The organism is Burkholderia sp. BCC1644, assembly GCF_902833225.1.
Taxonomy (GTDB): Bacteria; Pseudomonadota; Gammaproteobacteria; order Burkholderiales; family Burkholderiaceae; genus Burkholderia.
In genome coordinates, this window is the sequence record NZ_CADFEI010000011.1 from 24,847 (window position 1) to 46,693 (window position 21,847).

General features: G+C 67.7%; 18 protein-coding genes and 1 other RNA gene. 12 read left to right on the forward strand and 7 right to left on the reverse strand.

The annotated features are described in order from the left end of the window. Positions 1–498: 498 nt before the first annotated feature. The 4 genes from ompA to ssrA all read left to right on the forward strand — a co-directional run bounded on the left by ompA (position 499) and on the right by ssrA (position 3,134). Positions 499–1,167: an outer membrane protein OmpA gene (ompA, locus tag HWX87_RS22025; protein ID WP_176049268.1), complete on the forward strand. Its 669-nt coding sequence runs from the start codon at positions 499–501 to the stop codon at positions 1,165–1,167. A gap of 154 nt (positions 1,168–1,321) precedes the next feature. Then, positions 1,322–2,020, forward strand: coding sequence for a bifunctional 2-polyprenyl-6-hydroxyphenol methylase/3-demethylubiquinol 3-O-methyltransferase UbiG (gene ubiG, locus HWX87_RS22030; RefSeq protein ID WP_176049269.1), 699 nt, complete (start codon positions 1,322–1,324; stop codon positions 2,018–2,020). 13 nt (positions 2,021–2,033) lie between these two features. Next, a complete protein-coding gene (gph, locus tag HWX87_RS22035; protein WP_176049270.1) occupies positions 2,034–2,747 on the forward strand; it encodes a phosphoglycolate phosphatase in 714 nt (237 codons plus the stop codon). Between the two features lie 17 nt (positions 2,748–2,764). After that, positions 2,765–3,134, forward strand: a transfer-messenger RNA (tmRNA) gene (gene ssrA / locus HWX87_RS22040). A 278-nt stretch (positions 3,135–3,412) separates the two neighbouring features. Here the strand turns inward: ssrA and HWX87_RS22045 are convergent. The 3 genes from HWX87_RS22045 to HWX87_RS22055 all read right to left on the reverse strand — a co-directional run bounded on the left by HWX87_RS22045 (position 3,413) and on the right by HWX87_RS22055 (position 5,603). Next, entirely contained in the window at positions 3,413–3,763 is a 351-nt protein-coding gene (locus tag HWX87_RS22045) for a DUF4148 domain-containing protein (protein WP_124448913.1), read from the reverse strand. A gap of 362 nt (positions 3,764–4,125) precedes the next feature. After that, positions 4,126–4,395 carry a hypothetical protein gene (locus HWX87_RS22050; protein WP_176049271.1) on the reverse strand — a complete coding sequence of 90 codons (270 nt, stop codon included), beginning with the start codon at positions 4,393–4,395 and terminating at the stop codon, positions 4,126–4,128. A 101-nt stretch (positions 4,396–4,496) separates the two neighbouring features. Beyond that, the gene (locus HWX87_RS22055) at positions 4,497–5,603 is read right to left on the reverse strand and encodes a substrate-binding domain-containing protein (RefSeq protein WP_176049272.1); all 1,107 of its coding nucleotides are present in this window, start codon (positions 5,601–5,603) and stop codon (positions 4,497–4,499) included. A gap of 131 nt (positions 5,604–5,734) precedes the next feature. Between HWX87_RS22055 and HWX87_RS22060 the strand changes: the two genes are divergently transcribed. From HWX87_RS22060 to HWX87_RS22075, 4 genes are read left to right on the forward strand one after another with little or no spacing between them, the layout of a single operon-like run. Next, a complete protein-coding gene (locus HWX87_RS22060) occupies positions 5,735–6,235 on the forward strand; it encodes an NAD(P)H-dependent oxidoreductase subunit E (protein WP_176049273.1) in 501 nt (166 codons plus the stop codon). Continuing rightward, positions 6,232–7,809: a formate dehydrogenase beta subunit gene (locus HWX87_RS22065; RefSeq protein WP_176049274.1), complete on the forward strand. Its 1,578-nt coding sequence runs from the start codon at positions 6,232–6,234 to the stop codon at positions 7,807–7,809. The genes HWX87_RS22060 and HWX87_RS22065 overlap by 4 nt, the downstream gene beginning before the upstream one ends. A 17-nt stretch (positions 7,810–7,826) precedes the next feature. After that, the gene (gene fdhF / locus HWX87_RS22070; RefSeq protein ID WP_176049275.1) at positions 7,827–10,778 is read left to right on the forward strand and encodes a formate dehydrogenase subunit alpha; all 2,952 of its coding nucleotides are present in this window, start codon (positions 7,827–7,829) and stop codon (positions 10,776–10,778) included. Between the two features lie 7 nt (positions 10,779–10,785). Further along, positions 10,786–11,037 carry a formate dehydrogenase subunit delta gene (locus tag HWX87_RS22075; RefSeq protein ID WP_176049276.1) on the forward strand — a complete coding sequence of 84 codons (252 nt, stop codon included), beginning with the start codon at positions 10,786–10,788 and terminating at the stop codon, positions 11,035–11,037. 8 nt (positions 11,038–11,045) lie between these two features. Here HWX87_RS22075 and HWX87_RS22080 read toward each other — a convergent pair whose 3' ends face one another. Next, positions 11,046–12,692, reverse strand: coding sequence for an FAD-dependent monooxygenase (locus HWX87_RS22080; protein WP_176049277.1), 1,647 nt, complete (start codon positions 12,690–12,692; stop codon positions 11,046–11,048). A gap of 51 nt (positions 12,693–12,743) precedes the next feature. On the opposite strand from HWX87_RS22080, the gene HWX87_RS22085 reads away from it, so the two are divergent. Beyond that, positions 12,744–14,654, forward strand: a complete 1,911-nt coding sequence (locus HWX87_RS22085) for a tetratricopeptide repeat protein (RefSeq protein ID WP_176049278.1) — start codon at positions 12,744–12,746, stop codon at positions 14,652–14,654. Between the two features lie 94 nt (positions 14,655–14,748). Here HWX87_RS22085 and HWX87_RS22090 read toward each other — a convergent pair whose 3' ends face one another. Next, positions 14,749–16,044 carry an MFS transporter gene (locus HWX87_RS22090; protein WP_176049279.1) on the reverse strand — a complete coding sequence of 432 codons (1,296 nt, stop codon included), beginning with the start codon at positions 16,042–16,044 and terminating at the stop codon, positions 14,749–14,751. A 351-nt stretch (positions 16,045–16,395) separates the two neighbouring features. Here HWX87_RS22090 and HWX87_RS22095 point away from each other — a divergent pair, with 351 nt between their 5' ends. After that, entirely contained in the window at positions 16,396–17,394 is a 999-nt protein-coding gene (locus tag HWX87_RS22095; protein ID WP_176049280.1) for a hypothetical protein, read from the forward strand. 90 nt (positions 17,395–17,484) lie between these two features. Here HWX87_RS22095 and HWX87_RS22100 read toward each other — a convergent pair whose 3' ends face one another. Continuing rightward, complete coding sequence (locus tag HWX87_RS22100; RefSeq protein ID WP_176049281.1) at positions 17,485–18,174, reverse strand: DUF2968 domain-containing protein; 690 nt, start codon at positions 18,172–18,174, stop codon at positions 17,485–17,487. A gap of 115 nt (positions 18,175–18,289) precedes the next feature. Next, positions 18,290–19,474, reverse strand: coding sequence for a type 1 glutamine amidotransferase (locus HWX87_RS22105; RefSeq protein ID WP_176049282.1), 1,185 nt, complete (start codon positions 19,472–19,474; stop codon positions 18,290–18,292). Positions 19,475–19,753: 279 nt separating this feature from the next. Here HWX87_RS22105 and HWX87_RS22110 point away from each other — a divergent pair, with 279 nt between their 5' ends. Together HWX87_RS22110 and HWX87_RS22115 are read left to right on the forward strand one after the other, a co-directional pair. Then, complete coding sequence (locus HWX87_RS22110) at positions 19,754–20,434, forward strand: GntR family transcriptional regulator (protein ID WP_176049283.1); 681 nt, start codon at positions 19,754–19,756, stop codon at positions 20,432–20,434. Between the two features lie 7 nt (positions 20,435–20,441). After that, positions 20,442–21,818, forward strand: a complete 1,377-nt coding sequence (locus HWX87_RS22115) for an amidase (RefSeq protein WP_176049284.1) — start codon at positions 20,442–20,444, stop codon at positions 21,816–21,818. Positions 21,819–21,847: the final 29 nt, after the last annotated feature.

Genomic DNA, 21,847 nt, shown 5'->3' on the forward strand with positions numbered 1-21,847 from the left:
CTTTCGCGTGGGCGCTGCATGCGCAACGCAACGCAAGATTCTAACATGCGCCCATCAGCCGCCAATTCGCCACCCCCTCTATATATAAATAGCAAAAATCGCGGCGCCGGCGATTCGACGGAAATCGCACGCGACTCGACGTCGCAGGCCATCCCGTCACGCTCGTTTCACGCGCACGAGTAAACAACTGCACACATTCGCGCAATTTCGCCGACACACTCTTGACAATCTCTAAAAGTTGCGGCAGGCCGGTGTTGCGCATGCACCACAAAGTTGAAGCGATCTTAGGGTGGGGAGGATTTTTTTTCGTAGGAAGGGAACGATATGGCAAAATGCCAACGCACTGAGGGTTAGACGCTGCTCGAAGTCTAAAGTCTACACAGAGCGGTGCCGCGTTTTTTGTACCGCACCAATGTTATACTTCGAGCAATGTATGACTTGTCACCGTCAACAGGCTCGCAGTAAACCTGCGGTAATCTCAATTTCGAGAGGAGAAATATGAATAAACTTTCAAAGCTCGCGTTCATTGCAGCTACCGCAGTTATGGCTGCATCCGCTTCGGCACAGTCGGTGCCGGCGTCGCGTCAAGCCGTCAATGACAACTGGGTGAACGGCACGGGCGAATGGGTGTGGATGAACGGCACGAACGAGCTCTGCTGGCGCGATGCATTCTGGACGCCGGCCACCGCCAACGCGAAGTGCGATGGCGCACTGGTCGCCCAGGCACCGCAGCCGCCGGTCGCTCCGGTCGCTCCGGCCATCACGAGCCAGAAGATCACGTATCAAGCTGACGCACTGTTCGACTTCGACAAGGCAACGCTCAAGCCGCTGGGCAAGCAGAAGCTGGACGAACTGGCTTCGAAGATCGAAGGCATGAACACGGAAGTCGTCGTTGCAACGGGCTACACGGACCGTATCGGTTCGGACAAGTACAACGACCGTCTGTCGCTGCGCCGTGCGCAAGCCGTGAAGTCGTACCTGGTCACCAAGGGTGTGCCGGCCAACAAGATCTACACGGAAGGCAAGGGCAAGCGCAACCCGGTTACGACTGGCTGCAACCAGAAGAACCGCAAGCAACTCATCGCCTGCCTCGCACCGGACCGCCGCGTGGAAGTCGAAGTGGTTGGTACGCAAGAAGTCCAGAAGACGACCGTTCCGGCAAACTAAGCCGCGGTTTTCGACTGCTTCAAAGCCCCGCTCCGGCGGGGCTTTTTCTTTGATGCCCGTCCGGGCGCTCGCCGCTTCGCCGCTCGTCCGCTTCTTATATACTCGGGTCTGACGAACCGCAGCACCGCCCTCCTTCCGTAGCCCGTTTGCCGACATGACCAACGCCGATCCGCACGAACTCCAGAAATTCAGCGACCTCGCCCACCTGTGGTGGGATCCGAATGCCGAATTCAAGCCGCTGCACGACCTGAACCCGGTCCGGCTCGGCTGGATCGATGCGCATGCGCACCTGGCCGGCAAGCGCGCACTCGACATCGGCTGCGGCGGCGGCATCCTGTCCGAATCGATGGCCGGACTCGGCGCCCACGTGAAGGGCATCGACCTGTCGACCGAAGCACTTGGCGTCGCCGACCTGCACAGCCTCGAAAGCGGCATCACGGTCGACTACGAGGCCATCGCCGCCGAAGCAATCGCCGCGCGCGAACCGGGCACCTACGACGTCGTCACGTGCATGGAGATGCTCGAGCACGTGCCGTCGCCCGGCGATGTCGTCGCCGCATGCGCGACGCTCGTGAAACCGGGCGGCTGGGTGTTCTTCTCGACGCTGAACCGCAACCTGAAGTCCTACCTGTTCGCGGTGATCGGCGCGGAGTACATCGCGCAGATGCTGCCGAAGGGCACGCACGACTACGCGCGCTTCATCCGCCCGTCGGAACTCGCCGGCTTCGTGCGCGCGACCGATCTGCACATCGTGGAGATCAAGGGCATCACGTACCACCCGATCGGCAAGCGCTTCGCGCTGTCGAACGACACCGACATCAACTACCTCATCGCGTGCCGCCGCGCCGCGTGACCTTCCTACCGGCATGACGACTCCCCTCTCGACCGCGCGGGCTGCAGACGAACCGCGCCTGCTGCACTGCGATGCCGTGCTGTTCGACCTTGACGGCACGCTTGCCGATACGGCGCCCGATCTCGCGGCGGCCGTCAACAAGATGCAGCGCGAGCGCGGCCTGCCCGAAACGTCGCTCGACGTGTTGCGGCCGCTGGCTTCGGCCGGCGCGCGCGGCCTGCTCGGCGGCGCGTTCGGCATCGATCCGCACACGCCCGGCTATGAAGCGATGCGAGACGAGTTCCTGACCAACTACGCGACGGATCTCTGCGTGCATACGGTGCTGTTCCCCGGCATCGGTGACGTGCTCGACGAACTCGACGCGCGCGGCGTGCGCTGGGGCATCGTCACGAACAAGGCGATGCGACTCACGGCGCCGCTCGTCGACCTGCTCGGCCTCGCGCCGCGCGCCGCCTGCGTCGTCGGGGGCGACACAACGCCGCACCCGAAGCCGCACCCGGCCCCGCTGCTGCACGCAGCCGACCAGTTGACGCTCGCGCCCGTGCGCATCGTCTACGTCGGCGACGACCTGCGCGACATTCAGGCCGGCAGCGCTGCCGGCATGGCGACGGTCGCCGCCGCGTACGGTTATTGCGGCGACGGCGTCGCACCGGCCGACTGGCAGGCGCAGCATCTCGTCGATACGACGCAGGAACTGCGCGAACTGTTGCGCGATGTTGGGCTATAATGTTTGATCTTATCCGCGGGGGCGACCTGGTTTCGACAGGGGTTGTGAAGCGGCTAGGGCATGTCGAGGACCCGTCACCTCGTTAATCAATGGGAAAATCGTAACTGCAAACGACGATACGTTCGCACTGGCAGCCTAACGGCCGCCGTCCTCTGCCTAGTTCACTGACGGGCTAGTGTCGCAAGACCGGTAGCAATACCGCCAGAGGTCATTTACGTCAGTTAAGCCCTGTCGGCGTCGCGACGCCAGGGTCGAAAACCTAGCGAATCGCCGTAGTGCAGCGTGTTCGTCCGCGTCGCTGCGGTTAAATCAAAAGACTGGACTAAACATGTAGAACTAGTCGTGGAGCGCTTCTGGACGCGGGTTCGATTCCCGCCGCCTCCACCAAATTCCGCGCTCGTCGCACGAACCCCGCATGACGCAAGTCTGCGGGGTTTTTTGTTGCCGGCGAAACGCATGCACCCCTCTCCTGCCGAAAAAGCGCCCAGCCACGGACGGGCGGCCGGGCGGAATGCCACCGGTGCTCCGGCGGCAGGAGGTGACGGATGGTCGGCCGCGCCCGCGCAGCGATTGGCCGCGCCTGACCGCGGCCTGCCCGGCTACCGCAGCGTCGGGCACGACGCGTCGTCGCACCCGGCGCTCACGCACGCCGAGCGATGCGCGACTTAGCTGCCGCGATACAGCGACTTCATTTCTTCAGCGCTGGCCGGACGCACGCCCATCGCGCGCGAACCCGACGCCGATGCGCCCTGAGCCTGTGCACCGTAACCGCTGGCGTCGGCGCCTTGCGCTTGCGCCAGCGCACGCTGCTGCTCTGCAACACGGGCCGTGGCGGCCTGGATCGCTTCCGGATAGTGCGGATCTTCGCCGCGGGCGGAGTTGTAACCGGCCTGCTGGAGCTGGACCAGTTCGGCACGGACCTGCGCGCGGGTGATCGTCGAGCCCGGCTGGGCGAACGACACGACCGGGGCAACGAGAGCGGCGGCAACGACAACAGCTTGAACGAGCGACTTCATGATGACCTACCTCCAGATTTGTCTGTGTTCGCGGTGAACACCTTGTTCATCGCTGACAAACCGAAGTTTATGTAGGCGGATGCTTAAGAATAAGGCAGGTTTCTGGAAGACATCCTTCCTGGATTACGGGTTAACCCTAGATCAGTTGCCACGGCGGCGACGCGTGCAAACGGCGGCTTCGTCCGGCAACCCATTGCATGCAGCCTCGCCGAAAAGCACGAGCCCCGCGAAGCGGCAACGCTTCGCGGGGCTCGAACATGGTCAGATCCGGGGACGGCGCTCGTACGCCTGTCGGTCAGGTGACTTGGCGCTGTGCGAAAGCACGGCGCCCCACCCCGGGCGCAAACGCGCCAGTCAGCGCATTACTGCGTATCCATCGGGCACTTCAGGTTGCAGCCGTTCGGATCGCCGAGGTCGCCCTTGCGGCGCAACGCCGACTTCTTGCTGCCCTGGTATTTCTGCGACGGCGCCGACGCCGCGAAAGGCATCTGCGGATGTTCGTTCAAACGAAACTGCTCGCTCAGGATGCCGCCCGGCACACCTGGGGAATTCTGCGCGAGCGCAAACGGCGAAGCGACGACCAGCAGCCCCGCGGTCAACGCTGCCGCGGCGAGGGAAACGGAAAATTTCATGGCGGAATGACGCCTGAACGGCGTGCTTGTTGGAACGTTGATCAAGCGGCAAGCGTAGCGCAAATCCCCTACTGCTGCAGCGCGGCTCGATCGTGTCCCCGTTACCGGGAGTTGCCGTCCTGCGCATGCGTGCCGTCGCCGCCGGCCAGCCCGGTCGCAACGCTCGTCAGCGTGCCGCACGCGGCCGGATCGTAGCCGTCCAGATGCGCGACGCGCTCGACGAAACGTGCGTCGCGCAGCAGCGCCAGCACGCCGGCGAGCGGCCGCGCGTCGAGCCGCGCGCGTTCGCACGCGAAGTAATAGTCCTCGTCGACGACCGGGATGAAATCGAGCCCGAAATGATGGGCGGCCGGCTCGACGCCGAAGCCGAGATCGGCCATCCCGCTCGCGACGAACGCCGCGATCGCCGAATGCGTGAGCTCGGCCGATGCATAGCCGTCGATGCGCTCCGGATCGATGCCGATCGCGCGCAGCGCGAGGTCCAGCAGCATGCGCGTGCCCGACCCGGGCTGCCGGTTGACGAAGCGGATGTCGTTGCGCGCGAGATCCGCGAGCCCGCGGACCTGCTTCGGGTTGCCGCGTGGCACGAACAACCCCTGCTGGCGGCGCGTCAGGTGGATCAGCACATGGCGCGTGTCGTCGAGCCACGGCCGGTAGATCTGCGCGCACTGCGCGCGAAACGCGCCGCGCGGCAGGTGAAAGCCGGCCAGGTCGCATTCGCCGCGCGCGAGTGCCTGTACGGCTTCGACGCTCTCGCGATACTTGATGTCGACGGCGGCCTGCACATCGACGAGTGCGGAGACGAGCGTCGCGACCGCGTAGCCGTGCGACGCGTGGATGCGCACGGCGCCGTCGCGCTGCGCGAGCCGCCGGTTCAGGTCGCTCGCCACTTCGGCCGCGAGCGTGCGCAAATTCCCGTCGAGCCGGCTGCGCGCGAGGCGCTGCGCATCGACGACCGCCTGCCCGAGCGCCGACAACGTCGATCCCTTGCCGCGTGCCGTTTCGATCAGCTCACCGCCGATGCATGCCTCCAGCGCGCGGAGCAGGCCCCAAGCGTGCCGGTACGACAGTCCTTTGGCTTGCGCCGCCTGCGCAATGCTGCCCGTGTCGGCCACGAGTTCCAGTAACGGCGCAACGTCCGACAGGCTGGCCGACCGGCCTTCCGTGTCGCGTACGGTCAGATACGCGTCGCATTCGATTCGAATCAATTATGCACTCCGATTTCCTATTGCGACCGCGAAATCTTCCGCTTATCGTTGGTCAAAATCAATCTAAACGAAGTCACGGTGCGCACTATATGAATTTCGAGCGCATATGAGACTTTGGAGGAGCATAACCGATGTCCCCGAATTCCCCTGCGCCCGACGCGCTGGTCGAGCGTCATGCGCGCGCCGGCCGGTCGCTCGTCGCGATCCTGCACGCGATCCAGGACGACGCCGGCTACGTGCCGCCGGGCTGCGTCGCGCCGCTCGCCAAGGCACTCAACCTGTCGCGCGCGGAAGTGCACGGCGTACTGACCTATTACCACCACTTCCGCACCGCGCCGCCCGCGCGTGTGACGATCCAGATGTGCCGCGCCGAAGCGTGCCGCAGCATGGGCTGCGAAACGCTGGCCGCACACGCGGAAGCGCGCACGGGCTGCCGGTTCGATGCAGCACACGGCGAAACCGCGGCTGCGCACGCGCCGGACGCCATCGCGCTCGAATCGGTGTACTGCCTCGGCCTGTGTGCGCAGTCGCCGTCGCTGACGGTCAACGGCGTGCTGCACGCGAAGGTCACGCCGGCGAAGTTCGACGCGTTGCTCGCCGACGCGGTCGCCCACACGCCGGAGGCCGCATGACGACCCGCATCTACGTTCCGCGCGACTCATCCGCGCTGGCGCTCGGCGCCGACGCGCTCGCAGCCGCGATCGTCGCCGAAGCCGAACGGCGCGGCGTCGCGATCGAACTGGTCCGCAACGGCTCGCGCGGGCTGCTGTGGCTCGAGCCGCTCGTCGAGGTCGGCACGGCCGCGGGCCGCGTCGGCTACGCGAACCTGTCGGCCGCCGACGTGCCTTCCCTGTTCGACGCCAGCTGGCTCGACGGCGGCACGCACCCGAGCGCCGTCGGCCTCGTCGATGCGCTGCCCTATCTTGCGCGCCAGCAACGCCTCACGTTCGCGCGGATCGGCCTGACCGATCCGCTGTCGATCGACGACTACCTGCAGCACGAAGGCCTCGCGGGCCTGAAGAACGCACTCGCGCTCGACGGCGATGCCGCATGCGAGACGCTGCTCGAATCGGGGCTGCGCGGCCGCGGCGGCGCGGCGTTCCCGGCCGGCATCAAGTGGCGCACCGTGCGGAACGCGCGCGCCACGCAGAAGTACATCGTCTGCAACGCGGACGAAGGCGATTCGGGCACGTTCTCCGACCGCCTGCTCATGGAATGCGATCCGTACTGCCTGATCGAAGGGATGATCATCGCCGGCATCGCGACAGGCGCGACGATCGGCTACATCTACGTGCGCAGCGAATACCCGCACGCGATCGCCACGCTTGAAGCCGCGATCGTCCGCGCCCGCGAAGCCGGCTGGCTCGGCGACCACGTACTCGGCTCCGCGCACGCGTTCGAGCTGCACGTCGCGAAAGGCGCGGGCTCGTACGTGTGCGGCGAGGAAACGGCGCTGCTCGAATCGCTCGAGGGCAAGCGTGGCGTCGTGCGCGCGAAGCCGCCGCTGCCCGCGCTCGCCGGCCTGTTCGGCCAGCCGACCGTCATCAACAACGTGATCACGCTCGCGACGGCGCCCGTGATCTTCGCGCGCGGCGCGGCGTTCTATCGCGACTACGGGATGGGCCGCTCGCGCGGCACGCTGCCGTTCCAGCTCGCGGGCAACATCCGTCAAGGCGGCCTCGTCGAACTCGCGTTCGGCGTCACGCTGCGCGAACTGCTGTTCGATTTCGGCGGCGGCACGGCCAGCGGCCGGCCCGCTCGCGCCGCGCAGGTCGGCGGCCCGCTCGGCACCTACCTGCCCGACCATCAGTGGGACGTGCCGCTCGACTACGAGGCGTATACGGCGATCGGCGCGGTCGTCGGCCATGGCGGGATCGTGCTGCACGACGACACGTCGAACCTCGCCGAGCTGGCCGAATACGCGATGAAGTTCTGCGCGATCGAATCGTGCGGCAAGTGCACGCCGTGCCGGATCGGCTCGACGCGCGGCGTCGAGACGATCGCACGCATCCGCGACGGCGACACGTCGGAGCGCCAGGTCACGCTGCTGCGCGACCTGTGCGACACGATGCTGGCCGGCTCGCTGTGCGCGATGGGCGGCATGACGCCGTACCCGGTGCTGTCCGCACTCGACCATTTCCCCGAAGATTTCGGGCTCGCTGCCGGCAAGGATGCCGCGTCGGGCCCGGTCAAGGCTGCGGCCTGACCCAGAAGGAGCCCTGCATGTCCCTCGACACGAACAACGTCCGCCAAGGCGGCTGCGGCTCGGGCCAATGCGCGTGCAAGAGCGCCGCACAGGCGCGCGAGCGCGACCCGTTCGACGATACCGATTACGGCACGCCGCAACGGCATGCCGATACCGACGTCACGCTCGAAATCGACGGCCAGCCGGTGACGGTACCGGCCGGCACGTCGGTGATGCGCGCGGCGATCGAAGCCGGCGTCAACGTCCCGAAACTCTGCGCAACCGATTCGCTCGAGCCGTTCGGCTCGTGCCGGCTGTGCCTCGTCGAGATCGAAGGCCGGCGCGGTTATCCGGCGTCGTGTACGACACCTGCCGAAGCCGGCATGAAGGTGCGCACGCAGTCGGACCGGCTGCAGTCGCTGCGCCGCAACGTGATGGAGCTGTACATCTCCGACCACCCGCTCGACTGCCTCACCTGCCCCGCCAACGGCGACTGCGAGCTGCAGGACATGGCGGGCGTCGTCGGGCTGCGTGAAGTGCGCTACGGCTTCGACGGCGCGAATCACCTGAAAGACTGCAAGGACGAATCGAACCCGTACTTCACGTACGACCCGTCGAAGTGCATCGTCTGCAACCGCTGCGTCCGTGCGTGCGAGGAAACGCAGGGCACGTTCGCGCTGACGATCGCCGCGCGCGGCTTCGAATCGCGTGTGGCCGCGGGCGAAAGCGAATCGTTCATGGCGTCGGAATGCGTGTCGTGCGGCGCGTGCGTCGCAGCATGTCCGACGGCCACGCTGCAGGAAAAATCCGTCGTGCAGCTCGGGCAGGCCGAACACTCCGTGGTCACGACCTGCGCGTACTGCGGTGTCGGCTGCTCGTTCAAGGCCGAGATGAAGGGCACGCAGGTCGTGCGCATGACGCCGCACAAGAACGGCCTCGCGAACGAAGGTCACGCGTGCGTGAAGGGACGCTTCGCCTGGGGCTACGCGACGCACAAGGACCGCATCACGAAGCCGATGATCCGCGAGAAGATCACCGACCCGTGGCGCGAAGTCAGCTGGGACGAAGCGCTCACCTACGCGGCAACGCAATTCCGCAAGCTGCAGCAGAAGTACGGTCGCGATTCGATCGGCGGCATCACGTCGTCGCGTTGCACGAACGAGGAAACCTATCTCGTGCAGAAGCTCGTGCGCGCCGCGTTCGGCAACAACAACGTCGATACCTGCGCACGTGTGTGCCATTCGCCGACCGGCTATGGCCTGAAGACGACGCTCGGCGAATCGGCCGGCACGCAGACGTTCGCGTCGGTCGGCCAGGCCGACGTGATCGTCGTGATGGGCGCGAATCCGACCGACGGCCATCCGGTGTTCGGCTCGCGGATGAAACGCCGCGTGCGCGAAGGCGCGAAGCTGATCGTGATCGATCCGCGCCGCATCGACGTCGTCGACGGCCCGCACGTGAAGGCCGCGCATCACCTGCAACTGCGTCCCGGCACCAACGTCGCGATCGTCAACGCGCTCGCGCACGTGATCGTCACCGAAGGGCTCGTAGCCGACGCATTCGTCGCCGAGCGCTGCGACACGCGCGCATTCGAGCAATGGCGCGAATTCGTGTCGCGCGAGGAGAATTCGCCGGAGGCGACCGCCGACGTGACCGGCGTGCCGGCCGAACGCGTGCGCGAGGCCGCGCGTCTCTATGCGACCGGCGGCAATGCCGCGATCTATTACGGGCTGGGCGTCACCGAACACGCGCAGGGCTCGACGACGGTAATGGGCATCGCGAACCTCGCGATGGCGACCGGCAACATCGGCCGCGAAGGCGTCGGCGTCAATCCGCTGCGCGGCCAGAACAACGTGCAGGGCTCGTGCGACATGGGCTCGTTCCCGCACGAACTGCCCGGCTACCGGCACATCAGCGACGAGGTCGTGCGCACGCAGTTCGAGCAGGCTTGGTCGGCCACACTGCAACCGGAACCGGGGCTGCGCATCCCGAACATGTTCGATGCCGCGCTCGACGGCAGCTTCAAGGGGCTCTACTGCCAGGGCGAGGACATCGTCCAGTCGGACCCGAACACGCAGCACGTATCGGCCGCGCTGTCGGCGATGGAATGCATCGTCGTGCAGGACATCTTCCTGAACGAGACCGCGAAATACGCACACGTGCTGCTGCCGGGCTCGACGTTCCTCGAGAAGGACGGCACGTTCACGAACGCCGAGCGCCGCATCTCGCGCGTGCGCAAGGTGATGCCGCCGCTCGCGGGCTATGCGGACTGGGAAGTGACGCTGCTGCTGTCGCAGGCGCTCGGCTACGACATGCACTACACGCATCCGTCGGAAATCATGGACGAGATCGCGCGGCTCACGCCGACCTTCTCGGGCGTGTCGTACGAGAAGCTCGACGCGCTCGGCAGCATCCAGTGGCCGTGCAACGAACACGCGCCGGAAGGCACGCCGACGATGCACATCGACGCGTTCGTGCGCGGCAAGGGCCGGTTCGTGATCACCAAGTTCATTCCGACGCCGGAAAAGGTCACTCAGCGTTATCCGCTGATCCTGACGACGGGCCGCATCCTGTCGCAATACAACGTCGGCGCGCAGACGCGCCGGACCGAAAATGTCCGGTGGCACGAAGAGGACCGTCTCGAGATCCATCCGCACGACGCGCAGGATCGCGGGATCCGGAACGACGACTGGGTCGGCATCGAATCGCGCGCCGGGCACACGGTGCTGCGCGCGCTCGTGACGGAGCGCATGCAGCCGGGTGTCGTGTACACGACGTTCCACTTCCCCGAATCGGGCGCGAACGTGATCACGACCGACAGCTCCGACTGGGCGACGAACTGCCCGGAATACAAGGTGACGGCGGTGCAGGTGCTGCCGGTTGCGCAACCGTCCGACTGGCAGCGCGCGTACGCGCGCTTCAACGCGGAGCAGATCGACCTGCTCGAGCGCCGCGCGGCCACGCCCGACACCGTGACGACAGGCAAGTGAGGCTGCGATGGACCAAGAACACCTGATCGACATGGCCAACCAGATCGGCGCATTCTTCGAATCGATGCCCGATCGCGACGAAGCGCTGGCCGGCATCGCCGACCATATCCGGCGCTTCTGGGAACCGCGGATGCGCCGTGCGTTTCTCGCCGCGCTCGACGATCCGTCGAGCGAAGGCGCACAACGCGCGGCACCGATCGTGCGCGACGCGATCGCCGCGCACCGCGCATCGCTCGTGCCCGCCGCCGCGAGCGCCTGACCGCACCGCTACGCGGACTGCGTCATGCCCGCGAACCAGGTTTCGCAGTGGCGCAGCAGCGCGTTCGCGTCGGTTGCCGTGCGCCCGCGCGCGGCAACATAACCGTCGGGCCGCAGCAGGTAGAACGACGGCCGCGAGCGGCCGTATTCCTGCGCCAGCCCGGCGGCCCCGTCGCCGGCGGTATCGGTGACGCGCCACACGCGCACCGCATCCGGCATGATCCGCTCGAGCCCCTGCACGAGCGCCTGCGCATCGGCCGCGATGGCCGGTGCGCCGCCGGCATCTTCATTCACCGGCTCTTCCAGCAGCAACAGCGCGAAGCTCGCCGGATCGTGAAGATCGTATAGCCGCGCCGTTCCCGGCGCGCGGCCGAGCGGCCCGTCGAGCACATGGACGAGTGCATCGGGCGCCCGCTCGCCTGCGCGCGGCCCGCCGTCGAGCACGCGTTCGAGCGTGAGCGGACTCTTCCGGTACTGCACGCCAAGCTCGCTGACCGTGCGCCGCACCGCGTCGCGCATCGGCCCGAACGACGCCAGCAGCGGCACGACATGATCGCGCAGCAGCCTCATCGCGCCGCGCTCGGCTTCGACCATCTGCGTGACGAAACCGGTCTGCCGCAACACGTCGCGCTCGATCGGATGGCGTTCCGCGTGGTACGTGTCGAGCAGCCGCTCGGGCGTGCCGGCGCCAAGCACGCGCGCGAGCTTCCAGCCGAGATTGAACGCTTCCTGGATGCCGGTGTTCATGCCCTGCGCGCCGGCCGGGCTGTGGACGTGCGCGGCGTCGCCCGCGAAAAACACGCGCCCGTGACGCAACCGGTCGACCATCCGGCTATGCAGGTGAAAATAGGATGACCACGCGAGATCGCTCGGCGAGATCGACACGCCGGCACGTTTGCGCACGATCGCGTCGCACTCCGCGAGCGTCGGCGTCGGCGCATCGGACGACGCGTCGCTGCCGGGCGGACGGTCGGCCACGAGCCGGTAACGGCCGTCGCCCATCGGAAACAGGCCGGCCATGCCTTCGGGCGACGTGAACAGGTGGATCTCTTCGTCAGGCCAGTCGGGTATCGCCGCGAAATCGGCCAGCAGGAACGTCTGTTCGAATGCCTGCCCGGCAAAGCCCAGGCCGAGCAGATGCCTGACCGTGCTGTGCGCGCCGTCTGCCGCGATCAGGTACGACGGCGCGAACGACTCGTCGCGGCCGTCCGCGCGGCGGATCGACACGTCGAGCGACGTGCCGCCCGCGTCGCACGCGGTCAGCGTCGCGCCGCGCTCGACCGTCACGCCGAGCCGCGCCAGGTGTTCGGCCAGCAGGCGCTCGGTGATGCTCTGGTCGAGAAACAGCAGATAGGGATAGCGCGTTTGCAGCGGATCGAAATCGAGCCGCGCGATCACGCGGCCGTCGGCGTGCAGCGCGGCCGCATGTGCACGATGACCGAGCGCGAGAAACGGCTCGACCGTGCGATGCTGCTCCAGCAGTTCGAGCGTGCGCGCCTGGATGCCGATCGCGCGCGAATACGGCGCGGGCACCGCGAGGCGATCGATGATGCGCACCGGCACGCGGGCCCGCGCGAGGCTCATCGCCGCGGCAAGACCGGTCGGCCCCGCGCCGACGATCAGCACGGGCGGGATATCGGGCAGTGTGTCAGCCATGAGAACCTCCGCGACCCTGCAAGTCTACGCCGCTCGGCGTGACGGGGCCATATGCCGACCGGCCGAAGCGCGGCCGCGGCTCGCGGTGTGGGAAAATACCGGCTTTCCGTCAGTTTTCGCGTCATGGATTCCGTATTCGACCGGGCATATGCCGCACACCGCGCGGGCCGCCTCGCCGAGGCCGAGCACGGCTATCGCAACGCGCTCGCCGCCAACCCCGCCGACGCCGACGCGCTGCACCTGTTCGGCGTGCTGCGGCACCAGCAGGGCCAGCATGCCGAAGCAGCCGATCTCGTCGGCCGCGCGGTCGCGCTGCGCCCGGACGATGCCGCGCTGCAGCTCAATCTCGGCAACGCGCTGAAGGCGCTCGGCCGGCTCGACGAAGCGATCGACCGCTTTCGCAACGCGCTGACGCTCGCGCCCGAATTTCCGCTCGCGCACTACAACCTCGGCAACGCGTATGCGGCACTGCAGCGTCACGACGATGCGATCGATGCGTTCGGCCGCGCGCTGCGGCTCACGCCCGATGACGCTTCGATCCACAACAATCTCGGCAACGCGCTGAACGCGCTCGGCCGCCACGACGACGCGCTCGCCGCGTTCGGCCGTGCGCTCGAACTGCGCCCCGGGCATGCGGGCGCGCACAACAACCTCGCGATGGCGCTGAACGCGACCGGCCGCGCCGACGATGCGATCGCGCACTTCCAGGCTGCGATCGCCGCGCAACCGCGTTTCGTCGCCGCGCATTTCAATCTCGGCAATACATTCGATGCGGTCGGCCGGCATGCCGAAGCGGCAGCTGCGTTCGAAACCGCGCTCGCGCTGCACCCGCCGTTTCCGCTCGCGCTGTTCGGGCTCGCGAATGCCCTGTGCGCGCAGGCGCGCCACCGCGATGCGCTGCCCTACTACGAGCGCGCCGTCGGTCTCGATCCGTCGTTCGGCCTCGCATGGCTGAATCTCGGCAACGCGCATCACGCGCTCTGCGCACACGAGATGGCGCTGCGCGCATTCGACCAGGCGCTGCGCGTCGCGCCCGATCTCACGCTCGCGCGGTTGCACCGCGCGGTCACGCTGCTGACGCTCGGCGACTTCACGCGCGGCCTGCCTGCATACGAAGCGCGCCACGACACGCCGGGCGCCACACCGCTCGGCACGCTGCCGCGCTGGCAAGGCGAGCCGATTGCGTCACGCACGCTGCTGATCCGTGCGGAACAGGGGTTCGGCGACACGCTGCAGTTCGTCCGCTTCGTGCCGCTTGCCCGCGCGCGCTGCGCGCACGTCGTGCTCGAAGTCCAGCCGGAACTCGTGCCGCTGCTGGCGCCGGCTGCGTCACGCTGGCGCGTGACGCTCGTCGCGCAGGGCACGGCCAGGCCGCCTGCGGCGGAGGTCGCCTGCACGCTGATGAGCCTGCCGTTCCTGCTCGGGCTTCAACCGGACGACATCGTCGGCGGCTCGCGCTACCTCGACGCGCCCGACGGCGCCCGCCGGCGCTTTCGCGGCTCGCTCGGCGGGCAATCGAAGCGCAAGTTCGGCCTCGCCTGGTCGGGGCGCCGGCAGGCGCAGGAAAACCGCTCGATGCCGTTCGATGCACTCGCGCCACTGCTCGCACTGCCGGACATCGACTGGATCGTGCTGCAACCGGCCCTCGACGACGACGAACGCATGCGCGTCGACGCGCATCCGCGCGTGCATCGCCTCGACGGCCGGCTGAACGACTTTGCCGATACGGCCGCACTGATCGAGCGGCTCGACGGCGTCGTCACGATCGACACGGCCGTCGCGCACCTCGCGGGCGCACTCGGCAAACCGCTGTGGGTCATGCTGCCGTTCGCGCCCGACTGGCGCTGGTTCACCGGCGACGACTGCCCGTGGTATCCGCAGGCCCGGATCGCCCGCCAGCCCGCGCCGGGCGAATGGCTCGACGTCGCGGCCGCGGTTGCCGGCAAACTGCGCGAAGCCTGAACGCAGACAAAAAAAGGGAGCGCGCGGCGCTCCCTTTTTCAATGTGATCCGCGCGGCCCGTGCCGCGCGTTCTGGCGCGATGTAACGGCGCCCGTCAGGCCGCCTTGTACTGGTTGCGCGCCTCGGTCGTGCGATACAGCACGAGCGTCGCGATCAGCCCGCAGATAGCCGCCACGCTCAGCCACAGCCCCGGCGCCGCCTTGTTGCCCGTCTGGTGAATCAGCAGCGTCGAGATCGCGGGCGTGAAGCCGCCGATCGTCGTCGCGAGGCTATACGCGAGCGAGAAGCCGGCCGTGCGCACGTCGGCCGGCATCACTTCGGTCAGTGCGACGACCATTGCGCCGTTGTACGACGCGTACAGGAACGACAACCACAGCTCGACCGCGAGCAGCCGCAGGAACGACGGATCGCCGACGAGCCACAGCACGGCCGGGTAAGCCGTCAACAGCGTCAGCACGGTGAACGCGATCAGCACCGGCCGGCGGCCGATGCGGTCGGACAGCGCACCGGACAGCGGCAGCCACACGAGGTTCGAGATACCGACGCAGACGGTCACGACCAGCGCGTCGAGCGACGACAGGTGCAGCACTTCCTTGCCGAAGGTCGGCGTATAGGCGGTGATCATGTAGAACGACACCGTCGTCATGATCACCATCCCCATGCCGGCAACCACGACGCCCCAGTTGTCGAGCATCGAGCGCATGATCTCGCCCATCGTCGGGCGATGACGCTTCGCGAGGAATTCGTCGGTCTCCTTCAGAGAACGGCGGATCAGGAACAGGAACGGCACGATCAGGCAGCCGATCAGGAACGGAATGCGCCAGCCCCACGCCGTCATCTCCTCGGCCGGCAGCGCGCGGTTCAGCAGCACGCCGACGAGCGCGGCGAACACGACGGCCACCTGCTGGCTGCCCGACTGCCACGACGTATAGAACCCCTTGTGCCCCTTCGTCGCGATCTCCGACAGGTAGACCGACACACCGCCGAGTTCGACGCCGGCCGAGAAGCCCTGCAGCAGCCGGCCGAGCAGCACGAGCACCGGTGCGAGCACGCCGATCGTCGCGTAGCCCGGTATCGCGGCCACCGCGAGCGTGCCGATCGCCATCAGCCCGAGCGTCAGGATCAGCCCCTTTCGGCGGCCGTGATGGTCGATGTACGCGCCGAGCACGATTGCGCCGACCGGCCGCATCAGGAAGCCCGCGCCGAACACCGACAGCGACAGCATGAGCGACGCGAATGCGTCGCCGCTCGGGAAGTAGGTTTTCGCGATGGCCGACGCGTAATACCCGTAGACCATGAAGTCGTACATTTCCAGGAAGTTGCCGCTGACGACCCGGAACACGGTGCGGACTTTCGATTCCTGCGCGATGGCGTGTGACGCTGTGGACATGTTTTTCTCGCTCAGCTCGGATGGCGCGAATTCGCGCCGCGTGGACCCGGCGATACGCGACGCGCCTGGCTGGCGCGCACGGGCATCGGTGCCCTCCGGCGGCGCATCGCACAACGACGCGTGCACCGGTATGGTCCGCGCATGATGCCACGCGAAGCCGACATTTGCCTTGTAGCGCCGCTGTCGTTGCGGTCGCGGCATCCGCCTCGTACGAGTCGCCCTGAAACGGGCACAAGAATCAGATTGATCTGATCGACCGGCCTTCGCTGACTGACCACAATGTCACGATTTGCGACGACATTTCCGCGCCGCGCCGGCACGGTTGCCCGTGTCGCACGGCGCACCGCCCTCATGACCCCAACGCCCCTCGTCCCCGTCGAAGGCGCGCTCGCCCGCCCTCGCGTCGCCCCGCTCGACAACGTCCCGCCGTTCGGCCGTGAATGGAAATTTCGCGGCGCGCCCGGCGCGCGGCCCAGCAGGAACTGCCTCGCGACGCTGACGACGTCCTGCATCGACGTCGACCGGCCGCACCGCGCGTGTCACTGGCAACCGGTGCCTGCGTCGGCCGGGGCGCCTGTCGCGCCTGCCGTCACCGGCTGGCGCTTCCGCCGCTCCGCCGGCAACCGTCGAGACCGGCGCGCGACGTACGCAACCTGCTGGAGCATCGGCGCGCTCGGCATCATCGGCTGGCTGATCGCCGTGCATGAGCCGCCCACGGGTTTCGGGTCCACGCATGCGATTCATACGGCGAGCACCGTGCCGGATCACGCTACCTCGTTCAACGGCACTGTGCGCGTCGCCGCCGTACAACCCGTACAACCCGTACAACCCGTTCAACCCGTTCAGCCCATTCAGCCCGTTCAGCCCGTTCAGCCCGTTCAGCCCGTTCAGCCCGTTCAGCCGATGCACACCGCGCCGCCGCACACGGTGGCGACACCCGTCACGAAATTGGCCGAATCGCAGCCGGCCCTGCACCGCGTCGCCCGTCGTCCAACACCGCTTCCCCCGCAGGCAACGTTCGACACGCAACGCACGGCCGCGGCATCGCTGCATCGGACAGACGGTCGTCAGCCGGCAACGACGCCGGCCCGAACGCCGGCCGTCAGGCGGCTCACCGCACATTCACCGCTCCGGCACACCGCAGCCACCGTCGCGACGCGCGAGCGACGCGCCCTGCCGCCGCTCACGACCGACGCGCTCGACGATCCGCTCACGCTGATCGCAATGGCAAACGCACTGCGCGGCACCGAACCTGCCCGCACGACGCACGCGAGCGCCACCGGTTTCGACTGGACGTCGCAACTGTCCCACCGCCGATTGATCGACGCACCCGGCGCATTCGCGCGCTGACGATTTCCCGATAACACCCGCCCAATAAAAAACCCGGCGAAGATCGCTTCGCCGGGTTTCGCTCGTCTCCGCCGTCCATCAGACGATTCGTTACTTGTGCGCGGGCAGCCCCGTCTCGGTCTGCTTCTCGAGTTGCCGCACCTGCTCTTGCAGATCGCGCAACTGCAACTGCGCGGCGCGCTTCTCGACCTGCAGCGCCTGCGTCTGCTCCTGCGCCGACTTCTGACGCTGCGCGACTTCGGCCTGCTGGCTGCGCGCGACGCTCAGGTCGGCCTGCAGTTGCTGCGCACGATTCGACTGCAGCGCGATCACGCGTTCGAGAAACGCCTTCTGCGCCTGCAGTTCAGTACGACGAATTTCGATATCGGCAAGTTGCACGGTCTGCTGGACGAAGTTCGCGTACACCATCTCCGCGCGGTTCTTCTCCTGCGAGCGGATCACACGCCACAGATTCTTGTCCTGGAACAGCGCGACGTAGTACGTCATCTCGCGCGGATCGAACAGCAGGCTCGCGCCGTAGCTGCCGTTGTACGTGGTGCGCATCTCGACGATCCGTCCGTCGTGCAGCATCTGCGTCAGTTCGGCGACGTTGCCTTGCGTGGCGGCGTCCGTCGACGCGGCCGCCGGCGCTGCGCCGCCGCTCAGGCTCGTCACCGCCGGACGCGTACCGGCGACGGGGGCGGTCGCGTCGGCAGACCAAGCCGCACCCGTTTGCGCGCAGGCCGCCAGCGCTACGATCCACGTTGCGCATCGGGCAGGGGAAAAATTTCGGAAAGCCAACGTCAGACTCCGGCGAACGAATCGGAACTCGCGATTATCGTTCAAAACGAAAAGGCCGCATCTCGAATTTATCGGGATGCGGCCGGCCTTCGCGCGACGCGAAGCATGCGCGCTGCTACAGGCGCGTTTCGCGCGCCGCGCGCAGGAACGCATCGAGCAGCGGCGTGCAGTCCAGCAGCTCCGAGCCGCCCGCGCGATGGAACTCCGGGTGCCATTGCACGCCGACGACGAACGGCGAACGGCGATGGCGTATGCCCTCGATGATCCCGTCGCCAGCCGACACGGCCTCGATGTTCAGGTCGCGGCCGAGATCGCGGATCGCCTGGTGATGGATCGAGTTGACGATCGCTTCGTTGCGCCCGGGGAACATGCTCGCCAGCGTCGACGAATCCGGGAAACGGATCGCGTGGCGATGCTGGTCGTAGTGCTCGCTCACGTGCGCATTCGCGGTCGGCACATCGGTGGCGATGTCCTGGTACAGCGAGCCGCCGAACGCGACGTTGATCAACTGGCAGCCGCGGCACACGCCGAGGACGGGTTTGCCGGACTCGACGAATTCATGCAGCAGCTCGAGTTCGTACATGTCGCGCACGCGATCGCCCGGCCATTCCGGGCGCACATCCGATGCCGCGTAGGTTTGCGGCGACACATCGGCGCCGCCTTGCAGCAGCAGACCGTCGAGATGCTTCGCATAGTCACGCAGGCGGATGTTGCTCGGGTGGATCATCCCCTGGTGGCCGACGGTCGGAATCATGAACACGAGCACGTCGCGCGACATCACCCAGTGGGCGATCGATTCCTCGAGATACTGCAGCGTCTTGCCGCGCAGCCCTTTCGCGCCCGGCTCCGGATGGAAGATCCGCGCCGACACGCCGATGCGCAGCGTGCGTTGCGTAATGCGCTGGCCGGCGCGATCGAACAGCCGGCGGGCCCGCGCCGCGATGATCCGGCCGAACACCGACCATGGCGTGTCGCTCTGCTTCAGGTAGGCCGGCGGTGCATTCTGCGCGCTCGCGGGCGGCGGGCGCGCCGTTTCGAAATCCGGCTGCGCGCCGAAGCCGGGCGGCGGCGCACCCGGCTTCGGCGGCGCGGCAACGCCATCGACGGCGGCAGCCGCCGCGCCGGGCGCACCGGGCTCGGACGCGGCCGTGACCGGCGACGCGCCGTCCGCAGCAACGTTCGGCGCGGTGGCTTGCACGGCCGGCGCATCGGGCGTTTGCGCCGGATCGGGACGGAGGGAATCGGAAGAAGCGGAAGAGGTGCCGGGCAGACCGGCCGGGGAAGGCGTGTGTTCGCTCATGACGATGGTCTGGTACGTCGCTCACGCGTATGGATAGACGAGGATTCATTATGCTTCAGTGCACGATCGCGCGGCAAACCTGCAACATCCTGTCGCCATTGTTGCAAGTGGATGCAGGCGACGCCGGGGCGCGTCCCAGTTCGTGAGTCGGCGCCACCGGCGTCTTGCCGCCCGCACTGGACATCTGTGATATATCACAATAATATCCAGACATCGTCCACGCTTCCCGATCGCCCGCGCCATGATCGCGCCCCGTCCAGCCGCCCCGCCGCACCTCGCATGAGCACCCTGACCGACGTCACCCACGACCGTCCCGCCACGCCCGCGGCCAGCCTCGCCGACCGTGCGTACGCGTTGATCCAGCGCGACATCATCACGATGCGCCTGAAGCCGGGCGCCGCACTCAATGAAGCCGACCTCGTCGCGCGCACGGGGATCGGCCGCACGCCGGTGCACCAGGCCGTGCATCGGCTCGTGCTCGAGGGGCTGCTGTCCGTGATGCCGCGCAAGGGCTTGATGGTGCAGCCGCTGTCACTTGACGACATCGTCGCGGTGATCGACGTGCGACGCATCAACGAAGCGCACTGCGCCGAACTCGCCGCGCGCCACGCGACGCCGGACGACCTCGCGCGCATGGCCGCGCTGCTCGACGACGGACAGGTACGCGTCGACACGCACGACGTCGAGGGAATGATGGAACTCGACCGCGCATTTCATCAGGCGATCGCCGTGGCCGCACGCAACGCGGTTCTCGCCGAAATCCTGCGCGCACTGCACGAACGCTCGCTACGCTTCTGGTTCGTCACGCTGTCCGAACCGCACCACCTCGCCGACGTCCAGCACGAGCATCGCGAGCTGTTCGAACGGCTGTCCGCACGCGATGCCGCCGGTGCGCGCGCGGCCGTCGAAGGCCATATCGATTCGTTCCGCTCCACGCTTCTTCAACATCTTCGCCCCTGAGCCGCCCATGACCACTTTCACGCCCTTCCCCCCGCTCGCCCAGCTCGCCGCCGACCTCGCGGCCGGCCGCACCACGAGCCGCGCGCTCGTCGATACCGCGCTCGACCGGATCGCCGATCCGTCGGGCCAGGGCGCTGCCGTCTTCACCGAAGTCGACGCCGACAACGCGCGCGCAGCCGCCGACGCGCACGACCGGTTGCGCGCCGCAGGCACCGTGCTGTCGCCGCTTGCGGGCATTCCGGTGTCGGTGAAGGACTTGTTCGACGTCGCGGGCCAGGTGACGCGCGCGGGTTCGCGCGTGCTCGACGGCGCGCCGGCCGCGCGCACCGATGCGGTCGCCGTCGCGCGGCTCAAGCGTGCGGGCGCGGTGCTGGTCGGCCGCACCAACATGAGCGAGTTCGCGTTCTCGGGGCTCGGACTAAATCCGCACTTCGGCAATCCGCGCTCGCCATACCACCGCGACGTACCGGGCGATGCGCGGATTTCCGGCGGCTCGTCGTCGGGGGCGGCGGCCTCCGTCGCCGACGGGATGGCCGCCGTCGCGCTCGGCACCGACACGGGCGGCTCGATCCGCATTCCGGCCGCGCTGTGCGGGCTGACGGGCTTCAAGCCGACCGCGAGCCGGATTCCGACGCAAGGCGGCGTGCCGCTGTCGACGACGCTCGACTCGTTCGGCCCGATCGGCCTGACGGTCGCGTGCTGCGCGCTCGTCGACCGGATGCTCGCGGGCCTCGAGCCGCACGTGCCGGCCGCCCGGCCGCTCGAAGGCGTGCGGCTCGGCGTGCTGACGAACTACGTGACGGACGGTGTCGATGCCGACGTCGCGGCCGCGCTCGACACCGCGCTCAAGCATCTCGAAGCCGCCGGCGCGATCGTCACCGAAGTGCGCTTCCCCGCGCTCGACCGGCTGCCGGAGATCAACCGCTTCGGCTTCTCGCCGATCGAGGCGTACGCCTGGCATCGTCCGCTGCTCGCGCAGCATCGCGACCAGTACGACCCGCGCGTGCTGACGCGGATCCTGAAGGGCGAACCCGCGAGCGCGGCCGACTATCTCGACCTGCTCGCCGCGCGCGCCGCGATGCTCGACGAAGCCGCGCACACGGTCTGGGCACGCTTCGATGCGCTCGTCGCGCCGACGGTGCCGGTCGTGCCGCCGCGCATCGCCGACCTCGAAACGGACGACGACGCGTTCACGCGCACCAATGCGCTGATCCTGCGCAATCCGAGCGCGTTCAACTTCCTCGACGCGTGCGGCCTGTCGCTGCCGTGCCATCCGCGCGACGCGGCGCCGGTCGGCCTGATGCTCGCGGCGGCGCCGCATCGGGACGACGCGCTGCTCGCGATCGGCCAGGCGGTCGAGGCCGTGCTGAACACGATCCGCTGACCGCACCGGCCGGTCGCCGGCGGGCAACG